At 62.8% G+C, this 23,411-nt stretch carries 24 protein-coding genes; 7 read left to right on the top strand and 17 right to left on the bottom strand.

Annotated elements, in window-relative coordinates; genetic code table 11:
- Positions 1-77: 77 nt before the first annotated feature.
- Positions 78-761, top strand: coding sequence for a methyltransferase family protein (locus AC1DZU_RS17775; protein ID WP_477286816.1), 684 nt, complete (start codon positions 78-80; stop codon positions 759-761).
- Here the strand turns inward: AC1DZU_RS17775 and AC1DZU_RS17770 are convergent.
- The 5 genes from AC1DZU_RS17770 to ettA form a co-directional block, all read right to left on the bottom strand.
- A complete protein-coding gene (locus AC1DZU_RS17770; RefSeq protein ID WP_477286814.1) occupies positions 664-1,080 on the bottom strand; it encodes a GFA family protein in 417 nt (138 codons plus the stop codon). The genes AC1DZU_RS17775 and AC1DZU_RS17770 overlap by 98 nt on opposite strands.
- 223 nt (positions 1,081-1,303) lie before the next feature.
- Entirely contained in the window at positions 1,304-2,425 is a 1,122-nt protein-coding gene (locus AC1DZU_RS17765; protein ID WP_477286812.1) for a beta-ketoacyl-ACP synthase III, read from the bottom strand.
- A gap of 108 nt (positions 2,426-2,533) precedes the next feature.
- Positions 2,534-2,869 carry a hypothetical protein gene (locus tag AC1DZU_RS17760; protein ID WP_477286810.1) on the bottom strand — a complete coding sequence of 112 codons (336 nt, stop codon included), beginning with the start codon at positions 2,867-2,869 and terminating at the stop codon, positions 2,534-2,536.
- A gap of 103 nt (positions 2,870-2,972) precedes the next feature.
- Positions 2,973-3,740 (bottom strand): trans-aconitate 2-methyltransferase, encoded by a 768-nt coding sequence (tam, locus tag AC1DZU_RS17755; RefSeq protein ID WP_477286808.1) that lies wholly within the window; start codon positions 3,738-3,740, stop codon positions 2,973-2,975.
- Between the two features lie 46 nt (positions 3,741-3,786).
- Positions 3,787-5,436 (bottom strand): energy-dependent translational throttle protein EttA, encoded by a 1,650-nt coding sequence (gene ettA, locus AC1DZU_RS17750; RefSeq protein WP_477286806.1) that lies wholly within the window; start codon positions 5,434-5,436, stop codon positions 3,787-3,789.
- 272 nt (positions 5,437-5,708) lie between these two features.
- Here ettA and AC1DZU_RS17745 point away from each other — a divergent pair, with 272 nt between their 5' ends.
- Entirely contained in the window at positions 5,709-6,995 is a 1,287-nt protein-coding gene (locus AC1DZU_RS17745) for a GGDEF domain-containing protein (RefSeq protein ID WP_477286804.1), read from the top strand.
- A gap of 8 nt (positions 6,996-7,003) precedes the next feature.
- On the opposite strand, the gene AC1DZU_RS17740 is transcribed toward AC1DZU_RS17745, so the two are convergent.
- The gene (locus tag AC1DZU_RS17740; protein ID WP_477286802.1) at positions 7,004-7,618 is read right to left on the bottom strand and encodes a hypothetical protein; all 615 of its coding nucleotides are present in this window, start codon (positions 7,616-7,618) and stop codon (positions 7,004-7,006) included.
- Between the two features lie 86 nt (positions 7,619-7,704).
- On the bottom strand, positions 7,705-8,712 hold the full coding sequence (locus AC1DZU_RS17735; protein ID WP_477286800.1) for a ribonuclease T2 family protein: 1,008 nt from the start codon (positions 8,710-8,712) through the stop codon (positions 7,705-7,707).
- Positions 8,713-8,901: 189 nt separating this feature from the next.
- On the opposite strand from AC1DZU_RS17735, the gene AC1DZU_RS17730 reads away from it, so the two are divergent.
- From AC1DZU_RS17730 to AC1DZU_RS17720, 3 genes are all read left to right on the top strand, one after another.
- On the top strand, positions 8,902-9,834 hold the full coding sequence (locus AC1DZU_RS17730) for an alpha/beta fold hydrolase (RefSeq protein ID WP_477286798.1): 933 nt from the start codon (positions 8,902-8,904) through the stop codon (positions 9,832-9,834).
- A 115-nt stretch (positions 9,835-9,949) separates the two neighbouring features.
- On the top strand, positions 9,950-11,125 hold the full coding sequence (locus AC1DZU_RS17725) for a CaiB/BaiF CoA transferase family protein (RefSeq protein ID WP_477286797.1): 1,176 nt from the start codon (positions 9,950-9,952) through the stop codon (positions 11,123-11,125).
- Positions 11,122-12,771: a thiamine pyrophosphate-binding protein gene (locus AC1DZU_RS17720; RefSeq protein WP_477286795.1), complete on the top strand. Its 1,650-nt coding sequence runs from the start codon at positions 11,122-11,124 to the stop codon at positions 12,769-12,771. Before AC1DZU_RS17725 ends, AC1DZU_RS17720 begins: the two co-directional genes overlap by 4 nt.
- Positions 12,772-12,887: 116 nt before the next feature.
- On the opposite strand, the gene AC1DZU_RS17715 is transcribed toward AC1DZU_RS17720, so the two are convergent.
- Positions 12,888-13,328: a CHRD domain-containing protein gene (locus AC1DZU_RS17715; protein WP_477286793.1), complete on the bottom strand. Its 441-nt coding sequence runs from the start codon at positions 13,326-13,328 to the stop codon at positions 12,888-12,890.
- A 206-nt stretch (positions 13,329-13,534) separates the two neighbouring features.
- A complete protein-coding gene (locus AC1DZU_RS17710) occupies positions 13,535-14,818 on the bottom strand; it encodes a cystathionine gamma-synthase family protein (protein ID WP_477286791.1) in 1,284 nt (427 codons plus the stop codon).
- A 124-nt stretch (positions 14,819-14,942) separates the two neighbouring features.
- On the opposite strand from AC1DZU_RS17710, the gene AC1DZU_RS17705 reads away from it, so the two are divergent.
- Positions 14,943-15,401, top strand: coding sequence for an Lrp/AsnC family transcriptional regulator (locus AC1DZU_RS17705; protein ID WP_457152357.1), 459 nt, complete (start codon positions 14,943-14,945; stop codon positions 15,399-15,401).
- Positions 15,402-15,442: 41 nt separating this feature from the next.
- Here the strand turns inward: AC1DZU_RS17705 and AC1DZU_RS17700 are convergent, their stop codons facing one another.
- Genes AC1DZU_RS17700 through AC1DZU_RS17685 form a run of 4 tightly spaced genes read right to left on the bottom strand, consistent with a single transcriptional unit; the run spans position 15,443 to position 19,290 of the window.
- Positions 15,443-16,414 (bottom strand): ABC transporter substrate-binding protein, encoded by a 972-nt coding sequence (locus tag AC1DZU_RS17700; RefSeq protein WP_477286788.1) that lies wholly within the window; start codon positions 16,412-16,414, stop codon positions 15,443-15,445.
- A gap of 41 nt (positions 16,415-16,455) precedes the next feature.
- Positions 16,456-17,610: an ABC transporter permease gene (locus tag AC1DZU_RS17695; RefSeq protein ID WP_477286786.1), complete on the bottom strand. Its 1,155-nt coding sequence runs from the start codon at positions 17,608-17,610 to the stop codon at positions 16,456-16,458.
- Positions 17,607-18,485: an ABC transporter permease gene (locus tag AC1DZU_RS17690; RefSeq protein WP_477286784.1), complete on the bottom strand. Its 879-nt coding sequence runs from the start codon at positions 18,483-18,485 to the stop codon at positions 17,607-17,609. The genes AC1DZU_RS17695 and AC1DZU_RS17690 overlap by 4 nt, the downstream gene beginning before the upstream one ends.
- Positions 18,486-18,498: 13 nt before the next feature.
- The gene (locus tag AC1DZU_RS17685) at positions 18,499-19,290 is read right to left on the bottom strand and encodes an ABC transporter ATP-binding protein (RefSeq protein ID WP_477286782.1); all 792 of its coding nucleotides are present in this window, start codon (positions 19,288-19,290) and stop codon (positions 18,499-18,501) included.
- A gap of 145 nt (positions 19,291-19,435) precedes the next feature.
- Here AC1DZU_RS17685 and AC1DZU_RS17680 point away from each other — a divergent pair, with 145 nt between their 5' ends.
- Positions 19,436-19,834: a cupin domain-containing protein gene (locus AC1DZU_RS17680; protein ID WP_184874971.1), complete on the top strand. Its 399-nt coding sequence runs from the start codon at positions 19,436-19,438 to the stop codon at positions 19,832-19,834.
- A gap of 20 nt (positions 19,835-19,854) precedes the next feature.
- Here the strand turns inward: AC1DZU_RS17680 and AC1DZU_RS17675 are convergent, their stop codons facing one another.
- From AC1DZU_RS17675 to AC1DZU_RS17660, 4 genes are all read right to left on the bottom strand, one after another.
- Positions 19,855-20,232, bottom strand: a complete 378-nt coding sequence (locus AC1DZU_RS17675) for a hypothetical protein (RefSeq protein WP_477286780.1) — start codon at positions 20,230-20,232, stop codon at positions 19,855-19,857.
- Positions 20,233-20,246: 14 nt separating this feature from the next.
- Positions 20,247-20,618, bottom strand: coding sequence for a hypothetical protein (locus tag AC1DZU_RS17670; RefSeq protein ID WP_477286779.1), 372 nt, complete (start codon positions 20,616-20,618; stop codon positions 20,247-20,249).
- Between the two features lie 2 nt (positions 20,619-20,620).
- Positions 20,621-22,072: a dihydropyrimidinase gene (hydA, locus tag AC1DZU_RS17665; RefSeq protein WP_477286777.1), complete on the bottom strand. Its 1,452-nt coding sequence runs from the start codon at positions 22,070-22,072 to the stop codon at positions 20,621-20,623.
- Between the two features lie 64 nt (positions 22,073-22,136).
- Complete coding sequence (locus AC1DZU_RS17660; RefSeq protein ID WP_477287056.1) at positions 22,137-23,387, bottom strand: Zn-dependent hydrolase; 1,251 nt, start codon at positions 23,385-23,387, stop codon at positions 22,137-22,139.
- Positions 23,388-23,411 lie beyond the last annotated feature (24 nt).

Genomic DNA, 23,411 nt, shown 5'->3' with positions numbered 1-23,411 from the left:
GTCCCCCGCAACGCCCCCATTGCTGCCGCGCCGCGCCGGCTTCATGGTGACGCCAGACCAAGTCTGCGGAGGTTCTCATGCGTCCCGGAACAGCAATCGCCCTGCTTTGGCTGATCTGGGCGGTGACCTGGGCCGGTGCCGCGCTCTGGGCCGACCCTGCCCAGAAACGTGCTGGGTTCAGGGTGGAGGCTCGCTATCGGGTTCTCTGGCTGGTCGGCGCGGTGTTGCTTTTCATTCCAGCGCACGGCTATGAAGGCCGCCTCAGGCTGTGGATGCCTGACCTCGCCGAGGCATGGACCTGTGTCGCCGTGATCGCCATCGGCATCTCCTTTGCCTGGTGGGCGCGCCTGCATCTCGGCAGGCTGTGGTCGGGCACCATTACCGCCAAGGCCGGGCACCACGTCGTTGATACCGGCCCGTATGGGTTGGTCCGGCATCCGATCTACACCGGGCTGCTGCTGGCGATCCTGGCCACCATGGCGGCAAAAGGTACGGTCTGGGGCATTGTCGGAACCGCTTTGCTCATCATCGGCATCGTGACGAAGGCAAACTCGAGGAACACTTCATGCGCGGCGAGCTGGGCAGCGCCTACGACAACTACGCCAGGCAGGTGCCGATGCTGGTGCCGTTCGCGCCAGCCCGATACGGCAGTTGAGCGCCGTCTCAGCTTGATTTTCTTGCCGCACTGCTTTGCTGGAAGTGTTCGACAGCGCCATCGATTTGAACCCAATCATGTTTCGACTGCTCGAAAACCGACCTGACGGGGGGCGGGTAGTTCGGGTCCGCCAGCGCGCCGACCGCAACGCCGATCATTGACGGCAGCTTGTCGGCCTTCCAACAGAGCGTCGATCCGCAGTTTGGACAAAAGTAAGTGTGGACCTTGCCCCCGCTTGTTGCGTCGCGGGTGAACACTTTCGGAGTTCCGGAGATGGCGACTGCGGCGACCGGATAGAAGGCGCCGACGCCAAAAGGCGCGCCGGTCCTGCGTTGGCAGTCAAGACAATGGCAGGCGACGACCAGTTTCGATGGTCCTGGAAGCGTGAGCGTCAGAGTACCGCAACTGCATCGGGCGTCACTCATTGGAAAAACCTCCATCTTCAGAAGCGTTGATTTCAAACCGAGACACTCCCGAACGCCGGGAGCTGTTGAGATCGAGGTCAGGCTGAGGGGGAGTAGAAGGCGGGTGCGAAGCGAATGGAATGGTGGGTTCCGGGAGCCGGAACCAGGCGCACTTTTGGGTGCGTGAGCACCGGATGCGCAAGAGACTGCCTTCGCAGGCCAGTTGAGTAGCGAATACCCGAGTCTAGAGCATTCTGAGAAGCGCACCGCCTATGGAATACCCCGCGCCAAACGCGCAGATCAAGCCGAAATCGCCGGGCTTCATGTCGGCGTGGTTCTCCGACAGCGCCACGATGGCGCCGGCGCCCGCCGTGTTGCCCAGCCTTTCCAACACCATCGGCGCGCGGTCGTGGTCGACCTCGTGGCCGAACGACAGTTTCAGGATCATGGCATTCATGCGCGCATTGGCCTGATGCAGCCAGAAGCGTCGGACCGCCTGCGGCGTCAACCCGTGCTCGGCCAGGAACTCGACGATGAACTTCTGCCCGGCGACGGTGACTTCCTTGAACACCTTGTTACCGACCTGCTTGATCAGATTGCCTTCCAGGTTGATCATGTAGGGATCTTCCTGGGCGGTGCGGGTATGATAGCCCAGATTGGTGCGGATGTTGTTCGACAGCTGCGTCCAGATGCGTGTGTCCAGCACCTCGAAACGCCCCGGCCGTTTGTCGCCCTGAGCAAGTCCCTCCACCACCATCGACACCGAGGCATCGCCGAAGATGAAATGCGTCTGCCGGTCGCGGAAATTGAGATGGCCGGTGATGATTTCCGGCGTCGTCACCAGAATGCGCTTGTGCGCACCCGAGCGCACCAGATTGACCGCCATGTGAAGGGCCGCCGCGGCGGACGAACAGCCAAGCCCCATGTCGAAGCCGGCGCCCCTTGTGCCCAGCGCCTCCTGCATTTCGATGGCGATCGCCGGATAGGGCCGCTGGTGGTGCGAGGCCGAGCAGATGATCAGGTCGATATCGGACGGCTTCAGCCCGGCATGGTCGAGAGCTTTTCGCGCCGAGGCGATGCCGAACTCGGCCTCCAGCGATAGCGCGTCATCAGGCCGCGCCGGAATGCGCGGCGTCATGCGAGTCGGGTCTAGAATGCCTTCGCGCTCGATCACATGGCGGGTGCGCACGCCCGAGGCGTGGACGATGAAGTCGCTGTCCGATTTCGCCAGCGGCGGCTCGTCGGTGCCCTGACGGCGCGCATTCTCCATGTCGACCCAGGCATTGAAGCTGGCGACCAGTTCTTCATTGGTGATCTTGGGTTCGGGGATTTCAACGCCAATGCCGCTGATGATGACGCGATGCATGTGTCCAGTCCGTCCCATCCGCAGGCGTTGCGGGCTTCATTGGGCGCCGGAAGGCTCCGGCGCAACACTTTTCTCACCGAGGCGGTTTACGCCGACTTAAGCGTGACTTCACCAGGCGCACAACTTGGTGTTGGTCTGCGGGTTGTTCCAGCAGGCGCCGTCGTCGCGGCTGCGCACGAACTGCCCCGGCAGCGGCACATTGCGGCGGCCCAGATTGACATAGCCATAGGCGAAGCCCGGGCCGTCGATCTCCAGGACATAGGTCGGGTAGCCCGGCGCCGAGATGCGGAAGCTGCCCGCGTCGTCGATCGCCCTGTAGCTGCATGAGAAATAGCCGTCATCGCTGGTATAGCAACGCGCCCGCTTGGCCTCCGCCGAGATCGAGAAGGCCAGAAGCACTGCCGCGCACACGCCGCCGCCGAAAAGCATCTTTTTCAGTATCATCACCAACCCCTGCCAAGGGCCATCGTGACCCCAACGCGTTGAATTGCGCACGGCGGCGAAACCCGGTCAAGCGGCCGCAATTGGCGCGACCCAACATGGACAATCAGGCCCGCTTGGCGACGATGAAGATGCGTGGAAACCGCAAAAGCACCTTTCCGTTCGCCGTCTTCGGATAGGCCTTGGCGATCTTGGCCGTGTAGCTGTCGAGGAACATTTTGCGCTCGTGCGCCTCGAGCGGATCGAGGAACGGTTTCAACCCGGTCGATTTCACCCATTCAACGATCGCCTCGGCGTCGGCCAGTGGATGATTGTAGGCCGTGTGCCAGACATCCAGCCGGGCGGACAATGGCGAGAGCAAGTCATAGTAGAACGATACTGGTGGCAACGGACCGCGCGCCGCGTCTTTCATCTTCGCGGCAAAAGGCATTTCGGCCGCGGTTTCCCGCATCACCTGATGCGACGGTTCAAGAAGATTGTCCGGCATCTGGATGGCGAGCGCGCCGCCTGGGGCCAAAAAACCCATCAGCCGCTGGAAGACCGCCGGATGTTCTGGCAGCCACTGGAACACCGCATTGGCGAAGATCACGTCGACCGGCTCCGCCGGCTGCCAGTTGGAAGCATCCGCAAGATCGAAGTTGACGTCAGGCAGGCGCGCCCTCGCCTTCTCGATCATGTCGGGCGACGTGTCGAAGCCGCTCACCTGCGCATCCGGCCAGCGCTCGACAAGCAACTCGGTCGAGTTGCCCGGCCCGCAGCCAATGTCGACGACCCGGCGTGGGAAATCCACTGGCACCTGTGCTGCGAGATCACGCGCCGGACGAGTACGCTCATCCTCGAATTTCAGATATTGGGCGGCGGACCAATCGGCCATGTGAGTTCCTCATGTCGTTTTGAGAATTCGCCGCCCGAAAAACCCCTTACCGCGTCAGCCTCTTGTAGGTCATGCGGTGCGGGTTGACGGCATCCGGCCCGAGGCGGCGGATCTTGTCTTGCTCGTAATCCTCGAAATTGCCCTCGAACCATTCGACATGGCTGTCGCCCTCGAAGGCGAGGATGTGCGTCGCCAGACGGTCGAGGAACATACGATCGTGCGAGATGATGACCGCGCAGCCGCCAAAATTTTCCAGCGCGTCTTCAAGCGCCGCCAGCGTTTCCGTATCGAGATCGTTGGTCGGTTCGTCGAGCAGCAGCACATTGCCGCCGGTCTTCAGCATCTTGGCCAGATGCACGCGGTTGCGCTGGCCGCCGGAGAGATTGCCGACCTTCTGCTGCTGGTCGCCGCCACGGAAGTTGAACGACGCGCAATAGGCGCGCGTGTTGGCCTCGAACTTGCCGAGCTTGACAACTTCGGCGCCGCCGGAAATCTCTTCCCAAACCGTCTTTGACGGATCGAGCGCATCACGGCTTTGGTCGACATAGCCGAGCTTGACCGTCTCGCCGACGCGGACCGTGCCGGCATCCGGCTTTTCCTGGCCGGTGATCATGCGAAACAGCGTCGTCTTGCCGGCGCCGTTCGGGCCGATGACACCGACGATGCCGCCGGGCGGCAGCTTGAATTCCAGGCCGTCGATCAGCAGCGTGTCGCCAAAGCCCTTCGACAAGCCGTCGACCTCGATCACCACATTGCCGAGCCGCTCGCCATGCGGGATGACAATCTGCGTGTCTGTCGGTCGCCGCTTGTCGGCTGCGTCCAACAGATCCTGGAACGCCTGGATACGCGCCTTGGACTTGGTCTGGCGGGCTTTCGGGCTCGACTGGATCCACTCGCGCTCGCGGCCGATGGCGCGCTGGCGGGCATCGTCTTCGCGGCCTTCCTGCTTGAGGCGCTTGGCCTTGGCTTCGAGATACTTGGTGTAGTTGCCCTCGTAGGGAATGCCGCGACCGCGGTCGAGTTCGAGGATCCAGCCGGTGACATTGTCGAGGAAGTAGCGATCGTGGGTGATGATCATCACCGCGCCCGGATAGGCGCGCAGGTGCTTTTCCAGCCACGCCGTGGTCTCGGCGTCGAGATGGTTGGTCGGTTCGTCGAGCAGCAGCAGGTCGGGCTGGCGCAGCAAGAGCTGGCAGAGCGCGACGCGGCGGCGTTCGCCGCCCGACAGCTTGGTGACGTCGGCCTCCTTGGGCGGACAGCCCAGCGCTTCCATCGCCATCTCGACCTGCTGTTCGAGGTCCCACAAATTGAGCCGGTCCATCTCGTCCTGGAGCTTGGCCGACTCGTCGGCCGTCTCGTCGGAATAGTTCATCATCAGTTCGTTGTAGCGTTCGATGATGGCGGTCTTGGCGGCGACGCCTTCCATGATGTTCTCGAACACGGTCTTCTTCGCATCGAGCGCCGGCTCCTGCGCCAGATAGCCGACGGTGGCGCCTTCGGCGAGCCACGCCTCGCCGTTCCACTCCTTGTCGAGCCCGGCCATGATCTTGAGGATCGTCGACTTGCCGGCGCCGTTGGGGCCGAGAATGCCGATCTTGGCATCCGGATAGAAGGACAGATGGATGTTCTCGAGCACCTTCTTGGTGCCATAGGCCTTGTTGAGGCCGGCCATGTGATAGATGAACTGGCGTGCCACGCGCGCTTTCCCTGAAAAACTGACTGGCCCAGAGAAACTGACTGGATTTGTCAAATTGAATGGAGGTTGGCCGCTATGTAGGCGATGCGGCGGCGAACGGCAATCGCTTTTGCCGCTTCTGGCCGGTCACACGCGGAAGTGTCCGCCAACCCTGAAGTTTTCCGCCGGCCGCCGAGCGCGATGAAAGCTCCGGTTAACCCTTCGGCGTCAAAACAGGATCGGGTGGAATCGCCGACTTGTCGCGATTCAGGAGAAAGATCGGATCGACGGCATTGCTGAACAGTTTCCTGCTCCTTGCCGAAGCGGTCGTCTACTTCAGCGTCATGGTGACGCTTTTCCGCTGCAGGAAACGCATCGGCCTCGGCGTCTTTGTCTGCGCGCTCGGCGTCATGCACTTCCTCGAGACCTATCTCGCCAGCGTGTTCTATGTCGCCTTGCCGTTCGGCATGGTCTCGCCGGGCTCGGCGGTGCTGTTTTCCGGCAAACTGGTCATGCTTTTGCTGCTCTACATGAAGGAGGACGCCGCCACCGTCCGTCAGCCGATCTATGGTCTTCTGCTTGGCAATGCGCTGATGATCGGGCTGGTGCTGCTGTTGCGCCTGCATGCCATCGCCCCGCTGCCCGATGGCAGGCTGCCCGACATCGGCTTCATCGACGAAATGGGCTGGCTGATGGTGTGGGGCACGACGCTGCTGTTCGTCGACGCCATCCTGATCATCCTGCTTTATGAAAAGCTCGGGCGATACCTGCGCAAGGCCCAGTTCGCGCGCATCTTGATTTCGGTCGCATGCGTGCTCACCTTCGACCAGGCGGGGTTCTTCACCGCGCTGCATTTCGTCGCCGGCGCGCCGATCGCGGTGTTTTTCGGCGGTTGGTTTGCCAAGATGGTCGCCGCGCTGACCTACAGCACCATGCTCGTGGCCTATCTCAGATGGTTCGAAGAACGCCAGATCGCGCTGCCGCGCGGACTGACCGACATATTCGACACGCTGACCTATCGCGAGCGCTACGAAGCGCTGGTCGAACATGTCGGCCGTGACGGCCTGACGGGCCTGCTGCACAGGGGCCGCTTCGACAGCGATGGTGAAGCCGCCGTCCAGGTCAGTCTGCGAACGGCGAAGCCGCTCAGCCTGCTGATCATCGATGTCGACCATTTCAAGTCGATCAACGACCGTTTCGGCCATGCCGAAGGCGACAAGGTGCTGAAAGCCGTTGCGGCCCTGCTTGGCGAGGCGGCAAGTGCGGAAGACCAGGTGTTCCGGATCGGCGGCGAGGAATTCGCCATCCTCAGTTCGCGTCCGCACCCGGTCGCCAGGCTGTTCGGCGAGAGCATCCGCTATGCGGTCAAGGCCTCCGCCAACACCAGCCGCTTTGACCTGACCGTCAGCGCCGGCGTCTCCAGCGTCGGCGAAACGACTCGCTGCCTTGCCGATCTGTTCGCGCTCGCCGACCAGCGTCTCTACAAGGCCAAGTCGACCGGACGCGATCGCGTCGTTGGCGAGCCGGACGGCCACGAGGCCGACGCCGCCGTTGCATGGACCAAATCCGCGCAAATCTAGTCGTGAGTTTACTGCGACTTTTTCTGTCGCCGGATGCCGGCCACAGTGGAGACCGCCATCAGGGCAATCGCCAGCCATTTCAGCGCGGTGATGATAGGTCCGGCCTCAATGTCATAGGCGATGAACAGCAGGATGCCTGGCACCAGCAGGCCGCACATGATCAGCATAATGCGGTTGATCTGCCAGGACACTTTTGAGGCCAACGCCTCGTCGTCGGGCGCGGCGATCAGCGCCGCACGCACCGCCTTGCTGGCCACCAGCACTGCCGAAAGTCGCATCGAAATCGGCAGGCCAAGGCCGATGATGAGGAACGCGCAGGCGGCCAGCAGCAGCGAAAACTTAAGCGCGCTCGTCTCGGCCGGTATGGGAAACAACACTGTCGCCAGCGGCAGGCAGACGCCGAAAATGCCGAGCGCCGCAATCGTGATGAAGATCACTGCATTGACGATGGTGAACAGCTGGTAGGTGCCGGCGCCGATCGGTTCGGAGAGCGTCCGCATGCGCGCCCATTCGGAGTCGGCATAGGAAAAACCCGGCCATTCCATGCGCCCGTCGCTGATCGCGACCATGCCCTTGGCCCAGAAGGCCAGCCGCGCCAGCGCGCTGCTCGTCATGCCATCCATTGCGACCCCCGCGCGAATGATGCTCGGTGCAGCATAGCACCACGACGCGGCAAGGCGACAGTCCGGCGTCGGCGTTCAGCCAGTGGTTACTGGAACCCTATCGCGTCGACAGTGCCAGTCGGGCAGCCGGCCTTGTTGGTGGGCACCGAAGCCAGCAGGAGGTCCTTCAGCGAGCTGTCGGGACCAATCGGGCCGGCAAGGCCGAGCGTCAGTTCGCCGATCAGCCGCCTGCCGCTCGACGGATCGATGACGCAGGAGACGCGCACCCGGTCCCCGGCCCCAGCGCCAAAGGCGCTGTCGAAGGCGCCGCGGATCTGGTCCGCCGTCAGCTTGCCGCCGATGTTCTTGGCAAAGAGATCGCGCACCGGCGAGCTGTTCACCGCGCGCATCAAATTGAGCGCGTCGGAGAAATAGTCCTGCTGGCTCTTGCCGTAGCAGGTGCCGTGCTTGATCCATTCATGCCGCTCGAGATGGGAAGCGGTACCCGGCATCACCTGATCGAGTTCCGTGCGGGTGCTGGCGTCCAAATTGACCGGCGGCAGGTCCTTCCAGTGGGCAGGATTGTCGTTGGCTTTGTCGCTCGCTGTCGCCTGGCAATAGAAATTGCCGTTCGGCTGCGGCCACAGCCCGTGCAAGGTGAAATGCGTGGCGTCGAAATCGCCGGAGCTCTGCGCCTTGCATTCGGTCTTGCTCGACTTGGTCTCGCAAAAAGCCGGCTGCCAGCTCAGCGCGAAGACATATTCAGGCTTTCCCGACGCCGCCGGCTTGCCTTGCCCGCCAGGCGCTGCAGGCACCGTCGCGGCGCTGCTGCCGGAGACGTGGCCGCAGCTGACCTTCACCCAGCGGCGCTCCGGATCGGCGCCCGGCACCAGGATGAGATAATGCGTCGGTGCATCCTTGTTGCCGGCAAGCAGCGGGTAGCTCTGTCCAGCATCGGTCGACACATTACCGGGATTCTTGCCGTTCTTGATGGCTTGCGTTGCCGGACAGGCCGCATCGGCAACGAAGGTGCCTCTCATCTTGACATCGGCACGCGCCGCACCGGCCAGCGAGGCCGCCAGCATGGTCAATCCGAAAACAACACCAATGCGCATAGGGAATCCCCGGCTGAAGAAGTGGGCGACAGACTGAAGCTGTCTCCATGTCAGAATTGCGATATTTTGCTGGCCAAACGCAAGAAACATCGTCGCGGAAAAGGCAGGCACGGTGATTGACGCAAAACGGGTGCTGGCGCAAACAAAGCCGGCGCCACGATGGCGGCCAGAACCCGGAGACCGAGCGGCATGCCATTCAGCCAGCAGCGCGTGGTTCGCTCGCCGACGGGTGCCGACCTCAATCTCTTCGTCAGGCAGGCCGATGGCAGGCCGCGTGCAGTCGTGCAGATCAATCACGGGCTGGCCGAGCACGCCGCGCGCTATGCCCGCTTCGCCGATTTTCTTGGCCCGCGCGGCTACCACGTCTATGTCCACGACCATCGCGGCCATGGCGCGACCAAGGCGCCCGATGCGCCACTCGGCAAATTCGCCGACAAGCATGGCGCCGCCAAGGTGATCGCCGATGTCGGCGCCGTCCATGATGTCATCGCGGGCGAACAGCCGAACCTGCCGGTCATCCTTTTTGGCCATTCGATGGGCGCGTCAGTGGCGCTGAACTTCCTATTGAGCCACTCGCCACGCGTTCATGCGGCCGCGATCTGGAACGGCAACTTCTCAGCTGGCCCGCTCGGTCAACTGGCCCTGGGTATTCTTGGTTGGGAACGCATGCGGCTGGGCTCGGATGTCCCCTCGCGCCTGCTGCCGAAACTCACCTTCCAGGCCTGGGGCAAGGCAGTGCCCAATCACCGCACGCTGTTCGACTGGCTGTCGCGCGACGCGGCTGAGGTGGCGAAGTACATTGCCGATCCGCTCTGCGGTTGGGATGCGTCGGTGTCGATGTGGCGCGACGTTGTCGGCATGGCGCTGAATGGCGGCAGGGACGCCGGCTTTGCCGGCATCAGGCGCGACCTGCCCGTCAGCATCGTCGGTGGCGAGAAGGATCCCGCCTCGGACTACGGCAAAGGGATCACCCATCTTGCCGATCGCATGCGCAAGATGGGGTTTTCGAATCTGGTTTCAAAGGTTTACGCCGACACCCGCCACGAAAGCCTGAACGAGGTCAACCGCGACATCATCATGGACGATTTCGCGGCCTGGGCCGACGGCGTGCTAGGATCATAACCCGGCCAAAGCGGCGCGAATCCATTTCGAACTGGCACCTTGGCCCATTGCAAGGGCCGTGACAGCCATCGCCGGGCTTGATAGAGGCTCTGCTTTCGATCAACCATGGTGATCTATGACTGAGCCCCCGCTGAAAGGCGTCCGCGTCGTCGAACTCGCCCGCATCCTTGCCGGGCCATGGGCCGGACAGTTGCTTGCCGATCTCGGCGCCGATGTCATCAAGGTCGAGAGCCCCGATGGCGGCGACGACACCCGCAAGTGGGGCCCGCCCTTCGTCATGGGCAAGGGCGGCGAGAACCTGTCGGCCGCCTATTACCATTCCTGCAATCGCGGCAAGCGCTCCATCGCCATCGACTTCTCGACGCCGGAGGGTGCGGAGACGGTTCGCCGGCTGGTCGCGACGTCGGATGTGCTGATCGAGAACTTCAAGCTCGGCGGCCTCAAGAAATATGGCCTCGATTACGACAGCCTGAAGACGATCAACCCTCGCCTCGTCTACTGCTCGATCACCGGCTTCGGCCAGGATGGGCCCTACGCGCCGCGCGCCGGCTATGATTTCATCATCCAGGCCATGGCCGGTATGATGTCGATCACCGGCGAGGTCGGCCGCGAGCCGCAGAAGGCCGGCGTCGCCATCTCCGACATCTTCACCGGCCTCTATTCAGTCATCGCCATCCAGGCGGCATTGCGCCATGCCGAACAGACCGGCGACGGCCAGCACATCGACATGGCGCTCTTCGACACCCAAATCTCGGCGCTCGGCAACCAGAACCTGAACTATCTCGTCTCCGGTAAGTCGCCGGTGCAGATGGGCAACGCGCATATGAACATTGCACCTTACGAGGTGGTTCCGGTCAGGGATGGCCATATCATATTGGCGGTCGGCAATGACGGCCAGTTCGCCAAATTCTGTGCCGCCGTCGGGCTGGACGATTTGCCCACAAATCCCGACTTCGCCACCAACCCCGCGCGGGTCGCCAACCGGGTCAAGCTGCGCGAACACATGATCGAAGCGTTGAAGATTTTTGATCGCGACCCGCTGCTGGCGAAGCTGGAAGCGGCCAGCGTGCCGGCGAGCCCGATCAACACGATCGGCCAGATGTTTTCCGACCCGCAGACGATCGCCCGCGGCATGCGGCTAGACCTTGACGACGGCCATGGCAATCTTCTGCCTTCGGTGCGCGCACCGATGGTGATGTCCGGCACGCCGCTTGTCTATGAACGCCCCTCGCCGCGCCTTGGCGAGCACACGCAAGAAATCCTTGCCGAACTGGAGAAGTCTGGACAATGAAGACTGGCGGACAACTGATCGTCGACGCGCTCGAAGCCAACGGCACCGACCGCATCTATTGCGTGCCTGGCGAATCCTACCTGGCGGTGCTCGACGCGCTCCACGATTCGGCGATCCGCACCATCGTCTGCCGTCAGGAAGGCGGCGCCGCCATGATGGCCGATTGCCACGGCCGCCTGACCGGCAAACCCGGCATCTGCTTCGTCACCCGCGGACCCGGCGCCACCAATGCGTCCGCCGGCATCCACATCGCCATGCAGGATTCTATTCCCGTCATCCTGTTCATCGGCCAGGTCGCCAGCCACGCCAAGGAGCGCGAGGCCTTCCAGGAAGTCGACTACAAGCGTTTCTTTGGCGACATCGCCAAATGGGTGGTCGAGATCGATGATGCCTCCCGCATCCCGGAATTCGTCACCCGCGCCTTCGCGGTGGCGACATCGGGCCGTCCCGGCCCGGTGGTCATCTCGCTGCCGGAAGACATGCTGACCAGTGTCGTCGAAGCGCCCATCGCCTTGCCGCGCACACCGGTCGAAACCCGGCCGGGTGAAGCCGAACTCGACGCCCTGGAGGAATTGCTGGCCAAGGCCAAGCGGCCATTCGCCATCCTCGGCGGCACGCGCTGGGATACCGAGGCTGTGGCGCAGATGCGCGCGATCGCCGAAGCGTGGTCGCTGCCGGTCGGCTGTTCCTTCCGCCGCCAGATGCTGTTCGACCATCTGCATCCGAACTATGCCGGCGATGTCGGCATCGGCATCAATCCGAAGCTGGCCACGGCGATCAAGCAGGCCGATCTCGTGCTGCTGATCGGCGGCCGCATGGGCGAAATGCCGTCGTCCGACTACACGCTCTTGAAGAGCCCCTACCCCGACCAGACGCTGGTCCATGTCCATGCCGATGCCGGCGAACTCGGCCGCGTCTACCGGCCGACGCTGGCGATCAACGCCTCGCCGTCAGCATTCGTTCAGGCCTTCGCCAAGCGCAGGCCGGCCTCCGCACCCGTCTGGGCAGCCGAGACGCCAAAACTGCATGCCGCCTATCTCGACTGGTCGACGCCGCCCGAAAGCGGCCCCGGCCCGGTCCAGATGGGGCCGATCATGAACTATCTTGAAAAGGTGTTGCCCGACGACGCCATACTCACCAACGGTGCCGGCAATTACGCTACCTGGGTGCATCGCTTCCACCGGTCCCGCCGTTTCGCCACGCAGGCAGCCCCCACGTCAGGCTCGATGGGCTATGGCACGCCGGCCGCGGTCGCCGCCAAAGGGCTGTTTCCGGATCGCATGGTGGTTGCCTTTGCCGGCGACGGCTGCTTCCTGATGAACGGGCAGGAGTTCGCCACCGCCGTCCAGTATGACCTGCCAATCATCGTCGTCGTCGTCAACAATGGCATCTACGGCACCATACGCATGCATCAGGAGCGCGAATATCCCGGCCGAGTCGTTGCCACGGATCTCAAGAATCCCGACTTTGCGGCCTTGGCCCGTGCCTATGGCGGCCATGGCGAGACGGTGGAGAAGACCGCGGATTTCGCTTCCGCCTTCGAGCGTGCCCGCGCCAGCGGCAAGCCGGCGATCGTCGAGATCAGGCTCGACCCCGAGGCGATCACGCCGACCCGGACGATGACCCAGATCCGCGACAAGGCCTGAGCACCAACGGCACAGATCGAACAGCGTCGCGTCCCCTCCGTCCTACCGGACGGAGGGGACGCTGTTCCTTAACTTCGAGGTAATTCAGTCCCCCAGTCCCCCGGGGCGACGTTATCCTACTTCGCCTTTTCGATCTGGCCGCGGATCTCGCCGTCCTTGTTGGCGGCGGTGTGGACGTTGACGTAATATTTGCCAGCCTCGAGATCAGCGGCCTGCGCATCGGTCAGCGTCTCCGATCCCTTGATCGGGCTCTTGAGCTTTTTGAACGGAATGACGGGTCCAGCGTTTTCACCCATCGCCGCCGGACCGTGAATATGCGCGGCCGTCGCTGGCCCGCTGAGACCGGAATATTTGACGTTCCAGCTGAGCTTCTTCTTGGCCGTGTCGAACGTGAGAGTGGCCGTACCTTTGCCCTTTGTGGTGACGGGCGGGCTCTGCTGGCCGCCATCGAGCGTGGCAGTGAACTTTTCCATATCAGCCAAGGCCGGCGAGACAAGGAAGATAGAAACAGTGACGGCAAGTGCCGAAACGATCGGCGAAAACGACTGCATGCGCATTTTAGAAACCTCCGTTGGATGCAACACCCTGCGGCCCCCCAGCGCATGGATACATCAACACAACGATCTACCGGCCAAAAGTATCCTGGGCGCACGCATATGTGATGACCGATGAAAAGAGAGGCGGTTGCCCGCCCCTCCTGGGATTATCCAATGTCAAAGCCGCGACGGCGCCTCCGCCTCGCTGCCGAGGCGCCCGGAGACGGTCAGACCGCTGCCAGCGCCTGCGTCAGGTCGGCGATCAAATCGTCCGGGTGCTCGACACCGATCGACAGCCTGACCGTGGTCTCCAGCACGCCGATACGTTGGCGCACGTCGAAGGGAATGCCCGAATGGGTCATGGCCGCGGGGTGGCTGGCCAGCGATTCCGTTCCGCCGAGGCTCACCGCCAGCTTGAAGATCTGCAGGCCGTTGAGAAAGGCAAAAGCCGCCTTTTGCCCGCCGCGTATGTCGAAGGAGAAGGTCGAGCCGGCGCCGCTGCATTGTGCCCGGTAGGCGCGGCCCGCCGGCGTGTCCTCGCCCAGGAACGGCAGGTAATGCACCTTCTCGACCTTGGCATGATCGCGCAGGAATTCGGCGACCAGGCGCGCATTGTCGTTCGCCCGCTCCATGCGGATCGACAGCGTTTCCAGTGAGCGGCCAAGCATCCAGCAGGAATGCGGGTCGAGCTGCGTGCCGATCGCGCCGCGCAACGCCTTGATCGGCTTGGTGACGGTCTTGCTGCCCATGGCGGCGCCCGCGATCAGGTCGGAATGGCCGCCGACATATTTGGTCAGCGAATAGACGGACACATCGGCGCCGTGTTCGATGGGCCTCTGGAAGACCGGACCGAGCAGCGTGTTGTCACAGACGACGATCGGCGCCGACCCTTGGTTCGCGCCGATTTCGTCGGCGATTTTGCGCATCAGCGCGATGTCGACCAGGCTGTTGGTCGGATTTGACGGCGTCTCGATCAGGATGACCGAGACACGGCCTTTTTTGACTGCAGCTTCGGCCGCCGCGCGCACCGCCGTCTCGTCGACGCCATCGGCGAAGCCGACAGCACCGATACCGAAGCCGGAAAGCGTGCGCGTCAAAAGCGTCTCGGTGCCGCCATAGAGTGGCTGCGAATGCAGGATGACGTCGCCCGGACGGGCATAGGCGAGAAGTGTCGTTGCGATCGCGGACATCCCTGAGGAAAACAGGATGCAGGCATCCGTCCCCTCATAGATCGCGAGCCGGTCCTCGACGATCTCGCTGTTGGGATGGTTGAAGCGCGAATAGACTAGGCCGGACGCCGTGCCGCTCGGCGGCTCCTTTCGGCCGGACGTGTAGTCGAAGAAGTCGCGTCCCTCTTCCGCTGACTTGAATACGAAGGTCGAGGTCAGGAACACCGGCGGCTTGACCGCACCCTCCGAAAGTTGCGGATCGAAGCCATAGCTCAGCATCAGCGTCTCCGGGTGGAGCTTGTGATTGCCGATATGGGTTTTCGACGGGCGTGGCGCGGGCATGGCTTGTTCCTGCTTCCTCGAGGAGTGTCGCACGGCAATTTATGCGATCCCGATCGCGCAGTCCTTGCTATTTTTGGGCGCGCATGGCTGCATCCTCGCAACAAATTGCCTGGAGAGGTCGAAAGTGCAGCAAAAGATAGCCGATGATTTCGATCGCAGGATTCTGCAGGAACTGCAGGCCGACGCCCGCATCACCAACAACGAGCTTGCCGAGCGGATCGGCCTGTCGCCGTCGCCTTGCCTGAGGCGGGTGCGGCGGCTGGAGGAGACCGGCGTCATCAGAGGCTACACCACGCTGGTCGATCCGGCCGCCTTCGGCTGGAGCATGGTCGCCATCGCCACCGTCCGGCTCAGCCGTCAGAACGAGGACGAGATCGTCATGTTCGAGGACGCGATCCGCGGCTGGGAAGAGGTGCTGGAATGCCACCTCGTCACCGGCTCGCGCGACTATGTGCTGAAGGTGGTCACGGGCAGCCTCGAACAGTACGAGCGCTTCATCAAGGAAAAGATCGCGCGGCTGAAATGCGTCGCCTCGATCGAGACCAGCTTCGTCATGAACACCATAAAGGAACGGCGCCTCTGACAGAGGCGCCGTTCCCAGCATCAGGATGTTGCTACCTAGGCTTACTTGACCGCCTTGTCGGTGATGGCGGTGGTGTAGGCGCCTTTCGGCTCCTTGGTGATGATCTTCTGGTCGAGCAGCGCCTTGGCGGTGCGCTCGTAGGTCGCCGGATCGAGCTTGCCGTCGGCATTGTCGATCAGCTTGGCGACTTCGCTCATCATCCGCTTCTGGTGGTTCTCGTCCTGGCCGCCACCGTCCATGACGATGCCTGCGGCCTCGTCATTGTTGTCGATGGCGTATTTCCAGCCCTTCATCGAAGCGCGCACGAAACGCACCATCTTGTCCTCGAACGCCGGATCCTTGAGCTTGTCTTCCGACGCATAGAGCCCGTCCTCGAGCAGGTCGTTGCCCATCGCCGAATAGTTGAACACGGTCAGCTGCTCCGGCTTGTAGCCGGCGTCGATCAGCTGCCAGTACTCGTTGTAGGTCATGACCGAGATGCAGTCGGCCTGCTTCTGGATCAGCGGCTGCACGTCAAAGCTCTGCTTCAGAACGGTGACGCCATCCGGGCCGCCTTCGGTCTTCAGGCCGAGCTTGTTCATCCAGGCGTAGAACGGATATTCATTGCCGAAGAACCAGACGCCGAGCGTGTGCCCCTTGAAGTCGGCTTCGGTCTTGATCGGCCCGTCCTTCGGGCAGACCAGTTCCATGCCGGCCTTCTTGAACGGCTGGGCGATGTTGACCAGCGGCACGCCCTTTTCGCGGGCAGCCAGCGCACCACCCATCCAGTCGACGATGACATCCGCGCCACCGCCAGCGATCACCTGCTCCGGAGCGATATCGGGGCCGCCCGGCTTGATGTCGACGTCGAGACCTTCGGCCTCATAGAAACCCTTGGCCTTGGCAACATAGTAGCCGGCAAACTGGGCCTGCGTGACCCATTTCAGCTGCAACGTCACCTTTTCGGCGGCCATTGCCTGGAACGCGGCTAGCGACATCGCGCCGGCCAGGACAGGAATAATCAGTCTTTTCATCTTTTTACCCTCTGAAGTTAGGACCCTTAGACCCACCGCCCCTATCCACCACGGACAGAGGGATGCCAAAACGTGACGGCTCTTTCGACAAGAGCGACCACGCCATAAAAGACCGAACCCGCAAGTGCTGCAACTGCGATTTCGGCCCAGACCATGTCGATGTTCATCCGCCCGACCTCGGTCGAGATGCGGAAACCCATGCCGACGACAGGCGTACCGAAGAACTCGGCGACGATGGCGCCGATCAGCGCCAGCGTCGAGTTGATCTTCAGCGCGTTGAAGATGAAAGGCGCGGCTGCCGGCAGCCGGAGCTTCAGCAGCGTCTGCCAGTAGCCCGACGCGTAGGTGCGCATCAGGTCGCGCTCCATATGGCCGGAGGCGGCGAGGCCGGCGACCGTGTTCACCAGCATCGGGAAGAACGTCATGATGATGACGACGGCCGCCTTGGACTGCCAGTCGAAGCCGAACCACATGACCATGATCGGGGCGACGCCGATGATCGGCAGCGCCGAGACCATGTTGCCGATCGGCAAGAGCCCGCGGCGCAGGAACGGCACGCGATCGGCGAGGATCGCGGTGATGAAGCCGGCGCCGCTGCCCACGAAATAGCCAAAGATCACCGCCTTGAAAATCGTCTGCCGGACATCGGCGCCGAGCACCGGCAGCGAACTGGCGATGCGCGCGCCGATGGCGCTTGGCGGTGGCAAGAGGATGAAGGGAATGCCGGCGCCCCGCGTCACCGCTTCCCAGATGATCAGGATCCAGGCGCCGAAGATGGCGGGGATGATCAGGCGCAGCGCGCTCCGGGCCCAGCTCGCCATCGGGCGAAGTCCCGACAGCACGGCAACGCAGCGCCAGCCGAGCAGCCAGGCAGCCGTAAGCAGCAAGAAGTACGGCGCCAGTGCCGTACCTTCAAAACCGGAAATGCCCGATATCAGTAGCCAGGCGACAAGGTGGGCGCCGACAAACAGCACGACCGCCTCTGCAAGCGGCGGAATCCTGGTCATCGAGATCAGCGCCGCCAGCACTGCAAGGCCGAGCATCAAGCCTTTCGTCCCGAGGTAGGGGTAGTTGAAGCTGGCCGCCGGCTCGGCAAGCGCTGCCGCTTCCGGCTTCGACATCGCGCCGAGCGCCACCGCGATCAGGCACAGCACGATGGCGAGCACCGCTTGCCAGGAGGGTTTCAGCCAGTTCATGCCGGCCTCCCGCCCATGGCGCGATCGACGATGCGCCCGGCAATGCCAACCACCATGACCAGTAGTGCGGCCACCACCGAACCGGCAACCAGCGTCGACCAGATGTCGATGGACTGGCTGTAATAGGCGCCGGCCAGAAGCTTGGCGCCGATCCCCGCGACAGCACCTGTCGGCAGTTCGCCGACGATGGCACCGACCAGGCTCGCCGCCACGGCCACCTTCATCGATGTGAACAGGAACGGCACCGAGGCCGGCACGCGCAACTTCCAGAAGGTCTGCGAGGCGCTGGCATTGTAGGTGTGCATCAGGTCGAGGTGCATGATCTCGGGCGAGCGCAGGCCCTTCACCATGCCGACTGTCACCGGGAAGAACGACAGATAGGTCGAGATCATCGCCTTCGGCACCAGGCCGGTGATGCCGATCGCCGCCAGAACGACAATGATCATCGGCGCCACTGCCAGGATGGGAATGGTCTGCGAGGCGATGATCCACGGCATCAGGCTGCGGTCGAGCGTCGCCACATGCACGATGCCGACAGCGATGATGATGCCGAGCGCCGTGCCGAAAGCAAAGCCAAGCAGTGTCGACGACAGCGTCACCCAGGCGTTGTAGACGAGGCTACGGTTCGAGGTGATGGGGCGCAGAAACGTGTTCTCGAAGAAATTCACCGCCACCTGATGCGGCGCCGGCAGCGTCGGCTTCGGCTGCGACAGCGTCTTGCCGATGAACTCGCTCAAGGCAGGCGTTTCATTGGCGCGGCGGTCGAGATCGCGCTGGAACGGCGCGTTGAGGATAACGGCAAAAACGTACCAGAGCACGACCACGCCAGCGAGGATCGAGGTCACCGGGATGAGCTTGTCGCGGAAGCTGTCCATCTAGCGCACCAACTCAATCTTCATAGCTGTGGCCTGCGTGCAGACCATCGCGGACGCGCGCCGCGATCGCCAAGAATTCCGGCGTCTCGCGGATGTGGAGCGGCCGCTCCTTCGGCAGCGTCGATTCGATGACATCAGTGACGCGGCCCGGGCGTGGCGACATGACGACGATGCGCGTCGATAGATAAACGGCTTCCGGAATGGAGTGGGTGACGAAGCAGATGGTCTTGTTGGTGCGTCCCCACAGTTCCAGCAATTGCTTGTTGAGGTGGTCGCGCACGATCTCGTCCAGCGCGCCGAATGGCTCGTCCATCAACAGAAGGTCGGCGTCGAAGGCCAGCGCACGGGCGATCGAGGCGCGCTGCTGCATGCCGCCCGAAAGCTGCCACGGATACTTCTTCTCGAAACCTGAGAGGTTGACGAGGTCGAGGGTACGATTGATCCGCTCCGCCTGCTCCACCTTGGACAGGCCCATGATCTCCAGCGGCAGCCCGACATTGCGCTCGATGGTGCGCCACGGAAACAAGGCGGCGGCCTGGAAGACATAGCCATAGGCGCGTTTCTCGCGCGCCTGTTCGGGCGTCATGCCATTGACCGAAATCGTCCCCGAGGTCGGCTTCTCCAGATCGGCGATGACGCGCAGCAAGGTCGTCTTGCCACAGCCCGACGGCCCGATGAAGGAGACGAACTCACCCTTGCCGATGGTCAGGTCGACATTGGACAGCGCCTGCACCGCCCCGTCATTGGTCTGGAAGGTCAGTTCGAGTTTGCTTGCCGCGACGACGGCTGGCGAAATCCCTGTCATCGCTTGCTGCCTGCCTGATCCCGCCATTGAGGCGCCGGCTGGAATCCGATTGCTTTTATCGCGATGTTGTTTTCCACTCGCCCCTGTCCCATTGGCCCCAGTCCCACTAATTTTGTCCCACTCAATCGGCGCCCGGAGTTTCCTGATGTCGCCCACTTGTCATCTTATCCGCCCTGAAACCACTTATGAAGGCAAGCAGGGATTGACCTATTTCGCCGGCATCGCCGCGGAAACCGTCGGCTCGTCCGGCATCTGCATGCATATGCTGACCATGCCGCCCGGCGCCCGCGCCAAGGCGCATATGCACGAGAGCCATGAAACGGCGATCTATGTGCTCTCCGGCGAGGTCCATACCTGGTACGGCGACCGGCTGGAGCACCATATCGTCGTCAAGGCCGGCGACCTCTTCTACATTCCGGCCGGCGTGCCGCATCTGCCGGCCAATCTCAGCGGCGCCCCGTCTTCGGCCGTCATTGCCCGCACCGATCCCAACGAACAGGAAAGCGTCGTCCTGCTGCCGGAACTGGATGCGCTGGTCGCTTGAGGCCGATGGGAAGTTGATCGTTATCGGCACCGGGAGACTTCCCCCATGACATTGCCGTCCGCATCGGTGATCACCAGCTTCTTGGCGCTCTTGGGGCTTTGCTTGACGGTGAACTCTGCCGGCGATTGCCCATCCTCACCTTCCGCCTCGCATTGCGCCTTGATGGTCAGCGAACCGTCCGATTTCGCCTGCTTGTCGGTGAAGGTGCAGGCGCTTGCCACGGTGACCAGATCCGTGTCCGTCAGCAGCAGCATGTCCTCGGCATAGACTTCCTGGCCGTTCTTGTTGATGCAGCCGGACTTGTTGCCGTAGGGCTTGGACAGATCGATGCCCTTTGCCGAAGCCTGACCGGCAGCTAACACGAGAACCATCGCAACTGACAGACCAAAACCGCGCATGCCAACGCCCCACGTCACGAACATGATTGCAGCGGCCCCATTTCTTCAAGGCCGGGAATGGTGACGAAGAAACCATCCTCACCCTTGTTGGTGACCACAACTGTTTCGATCGTCGTCCCCGCCTCGCCCTCGGCGGAACAGGTCGAAGTCAGCGATTGTGCACCCAGCACCGACGTCAATTGCTGCGCGAACCGGCAGCCGCTGCCATAAGTCTCGATGCCTTCGGCGGTCAGCACGATATAGGCATCGCTGTCTTGATAGCCGGCCTTGACGCCGGCGCAGCCGACATCATTGCCCCAGGAGCCGGCCAGCACGCCGCTCGCCGCTGCCGGGCCAGCGACAACTGCCGCCAGGGCCAACGAAATGAGCGCGGCCGAGCGCGCCAAGCTCAAACCCCGGTCGCCGGGATGCCGGTGCGTTCGACCTTGCGCGGCGCGGAAATTTCCTTCCACGTCGAAAGCGCCCGGTTGACCGCCGCGTTCGGCTCGCGGGCCACGAACTCGCCGTGCCCCGGCTTGGCCTTGACCTCAGCCTCCTGGATCGACAATTCGCCGCGCGAGAACACGAAGCGCGGCAGGCCGGTCACCTCGAACCCTTCGAAGACATTGTAGTCGATCACGGATTGCTGCTTCTTCGACGAGATCTTCTTCTTGCGCTTCGGATCCCAGACGACGATGTCGGCGTCAGCACCTTCGACGATGGCGCCCTTCTTCGGATACATGTTGAGGATCTTGGCGATGTTGGTCGAGGTCACCGCGACGAACTCGTTCATCGTCAGCCGGCCGGTGTTGACGCCGGTGGTCCAAAGCACCGGCAAGCGGTCCTCAAGCCCGCCGGTGCCGTTCGGGATCTTGGTGAAATCACCGACGCCGTTGCGCTTCTGCTTGGTGGTGAAGGCGCAATGGTCGGTCGCCACCACCTGCAGCGAACCCGCCTGCAGGCCGGCCCACAGCGAATCCTGGTGCAATTTGTTACGGAAAGGTGGGCTCATGACGCGGCGCGCCGCATGGTCCCAGTCCTTGTTGAAATACTCGCTCTCGTCGAGCGTCAGGTGCTGGATCAGCGGCTCGCCGAACACACGCATGCCCTTCTGCCGCGCCCGGCGGATCGCCTCGTGGCTCTGCTCGCAGGAGACATGCACGACATAGAGCGGCACGCCCGCCATGTCGGCGATCATGATAGCGCGGTTGGTCGCCTCGCCTTCCACTTCCGGCGGCCGCGAATAGGCATGACCCTCGGGGCCATTGTTGCCGGCAGCAAGCAACTTCTGTGACAGGGCTGCAACCACATCGCCATTCTCGGCATGCACCAGCGGCAGCGCGCCAAGGTCGGCGCAACGCTGGAACGACGCATACATCTCGTCGTCGTCGACCATCAGCGCGCCCTTGTAGGCCATGAAGTGCTTGAACGAGGTGATACCCTTGTCGACGACGGTGGCCATCTCGTCGAACACCTGCTTGCCCCACCAGGTGATCGCCATGTGGAAGGAATAGTCGCAGGATGCTTTCGAAGTCTTGTTGTCCCACATCTGCAAGGCTTCCAGCAGCGACTGCTGCGGCGCCGGCAGGCAGAAATCGACCACCATCGTGGTGCCGCCAGCAAGCGCCGCCCGCGTTCCGGATTCGAAATCGTCGGCCGAATAGGTGCCCATGAACGGCATTTCGAGATGGGTGTGCGGATCAATGCCGCCCGGCATCACATAGCAGCCTGTGGCGTCGAATTCGTGGTCGCCATGCAGGTCCGAACCGATGGCGACGATCTTGCCGTGCTTGAACAGCACATCGGCCTTCCACGTGCGATCGGTGGTGACGATGGTGCCGTTCTTGATAACTTTGGTCATGTCTTGTTCCCTTGTTCTCTTCGCGCTTCTTTGCGAGCGGCGTTTGGAATGCGGATTTGTAAGTTCACTCCACGATGACAGCCGTCTCCACCACGGCGTGGAACAGCACGTCGGCACCGGCCGACGCCCATTCCTTGGAGATTTCCTCGGCCTCGTTGTGGCTGAGCCCGTCGACGCAAGGGCACATCACCATCGCGGTCGGCGCGACGCGATTGATCCAGCAGGCGTCATGGCCGGCGCCTGAAACGATGTTGCGGTGCGAATAGCCGAGGCGTTCGGCGGCGTCGCGGATCGCCTTGACGCAGCCGGCGTCGAAGGTGACCGGGTCGAACGCGCCGACCTGTTCGATCTTGTACTGGATGTCGAGCGCCTCGCAGATCGTGTCGATGCCTCCGCGGATGCGGCCGTCCATTGCATCCAGCACTTCCTTTTCCGGCGAGCGGATGTCGATGGTGAAGACGGTGCGACCGGCGATGATGTTGCGCGAGTTGGGAAACACCTCCATATGGCCGACCGCGCCGACGGCGTCGGGCTGGTAATCCATGGCGATCTCGTGCACCAGCTCGATCACCCTGGCCATGCCGAGCCCAGCATTGCGGCGCTTCGGCATAGGCGTCGAACCGGTATGCGCCTCCTTGCCGGTCAGCGTCACCTGCAGCCACTTCAGCCCTTGCCCGTGGGTGACGACACCGATGTCGATGCCCTCGTCCTCGAGGATCGGTCCCTGCTCGATATGCAGTTCGAAGAAGGCATGGATCTTGCGGTCGCCGACCTTCTCGGTGCCCTTCCAGCCGATGCGTTCAAGCTCCTCGCCGAATTTCTTGCCTTGCTTGTCGACATGCTCATAGACATCGGCCTGGTCGAGCACACCGGCAAACACGCCGGATGCCATCATTGCCGGGGCAAAGCGTGCGCCTTCCTCATTCGTCCAGTTGGTGACGACGATCGGATGTTTGGTCTTGATGCCGAGATCGTTGAGCGAGCGCACCACCTCAAGCCCGCCCAGCACGCCGAGCACGCCGTCATACTTGCCGCCGGTCGGCTGCGTATCGAGATGGCTGCCGACATAGACCGGGGGCAGGCTGGGATCGGCGCCTTCGCGGCGGGCAAACATCGTGCCCATCTCGTCGACGCCCATTTCGAGCCCGGCCGCATCACACCAGCGCTTGAACAGGTGCCGGCCCTCGCCGTCCTCGTCGGTCACGGTCTGGCGATTGTTGCCGCCGGCAATGCCCGGGCCGATCTTCGCCATCTCCATTATCGAATCCCACAAACGGTCTGAATTGATTCGCAGATTCTCGCCGGGTGCGGCCATTCCAAGTCCTCTCATTTCATGTCC

This window comes from Mesorhizobium sp. P2_A12, from assembly GCF_056405075.1.
The sequence above is the reverse complement of the archived record's forward strand: the minus strand, read 5'-3'. Positions and strand labels throughout refer to the sequence as shown.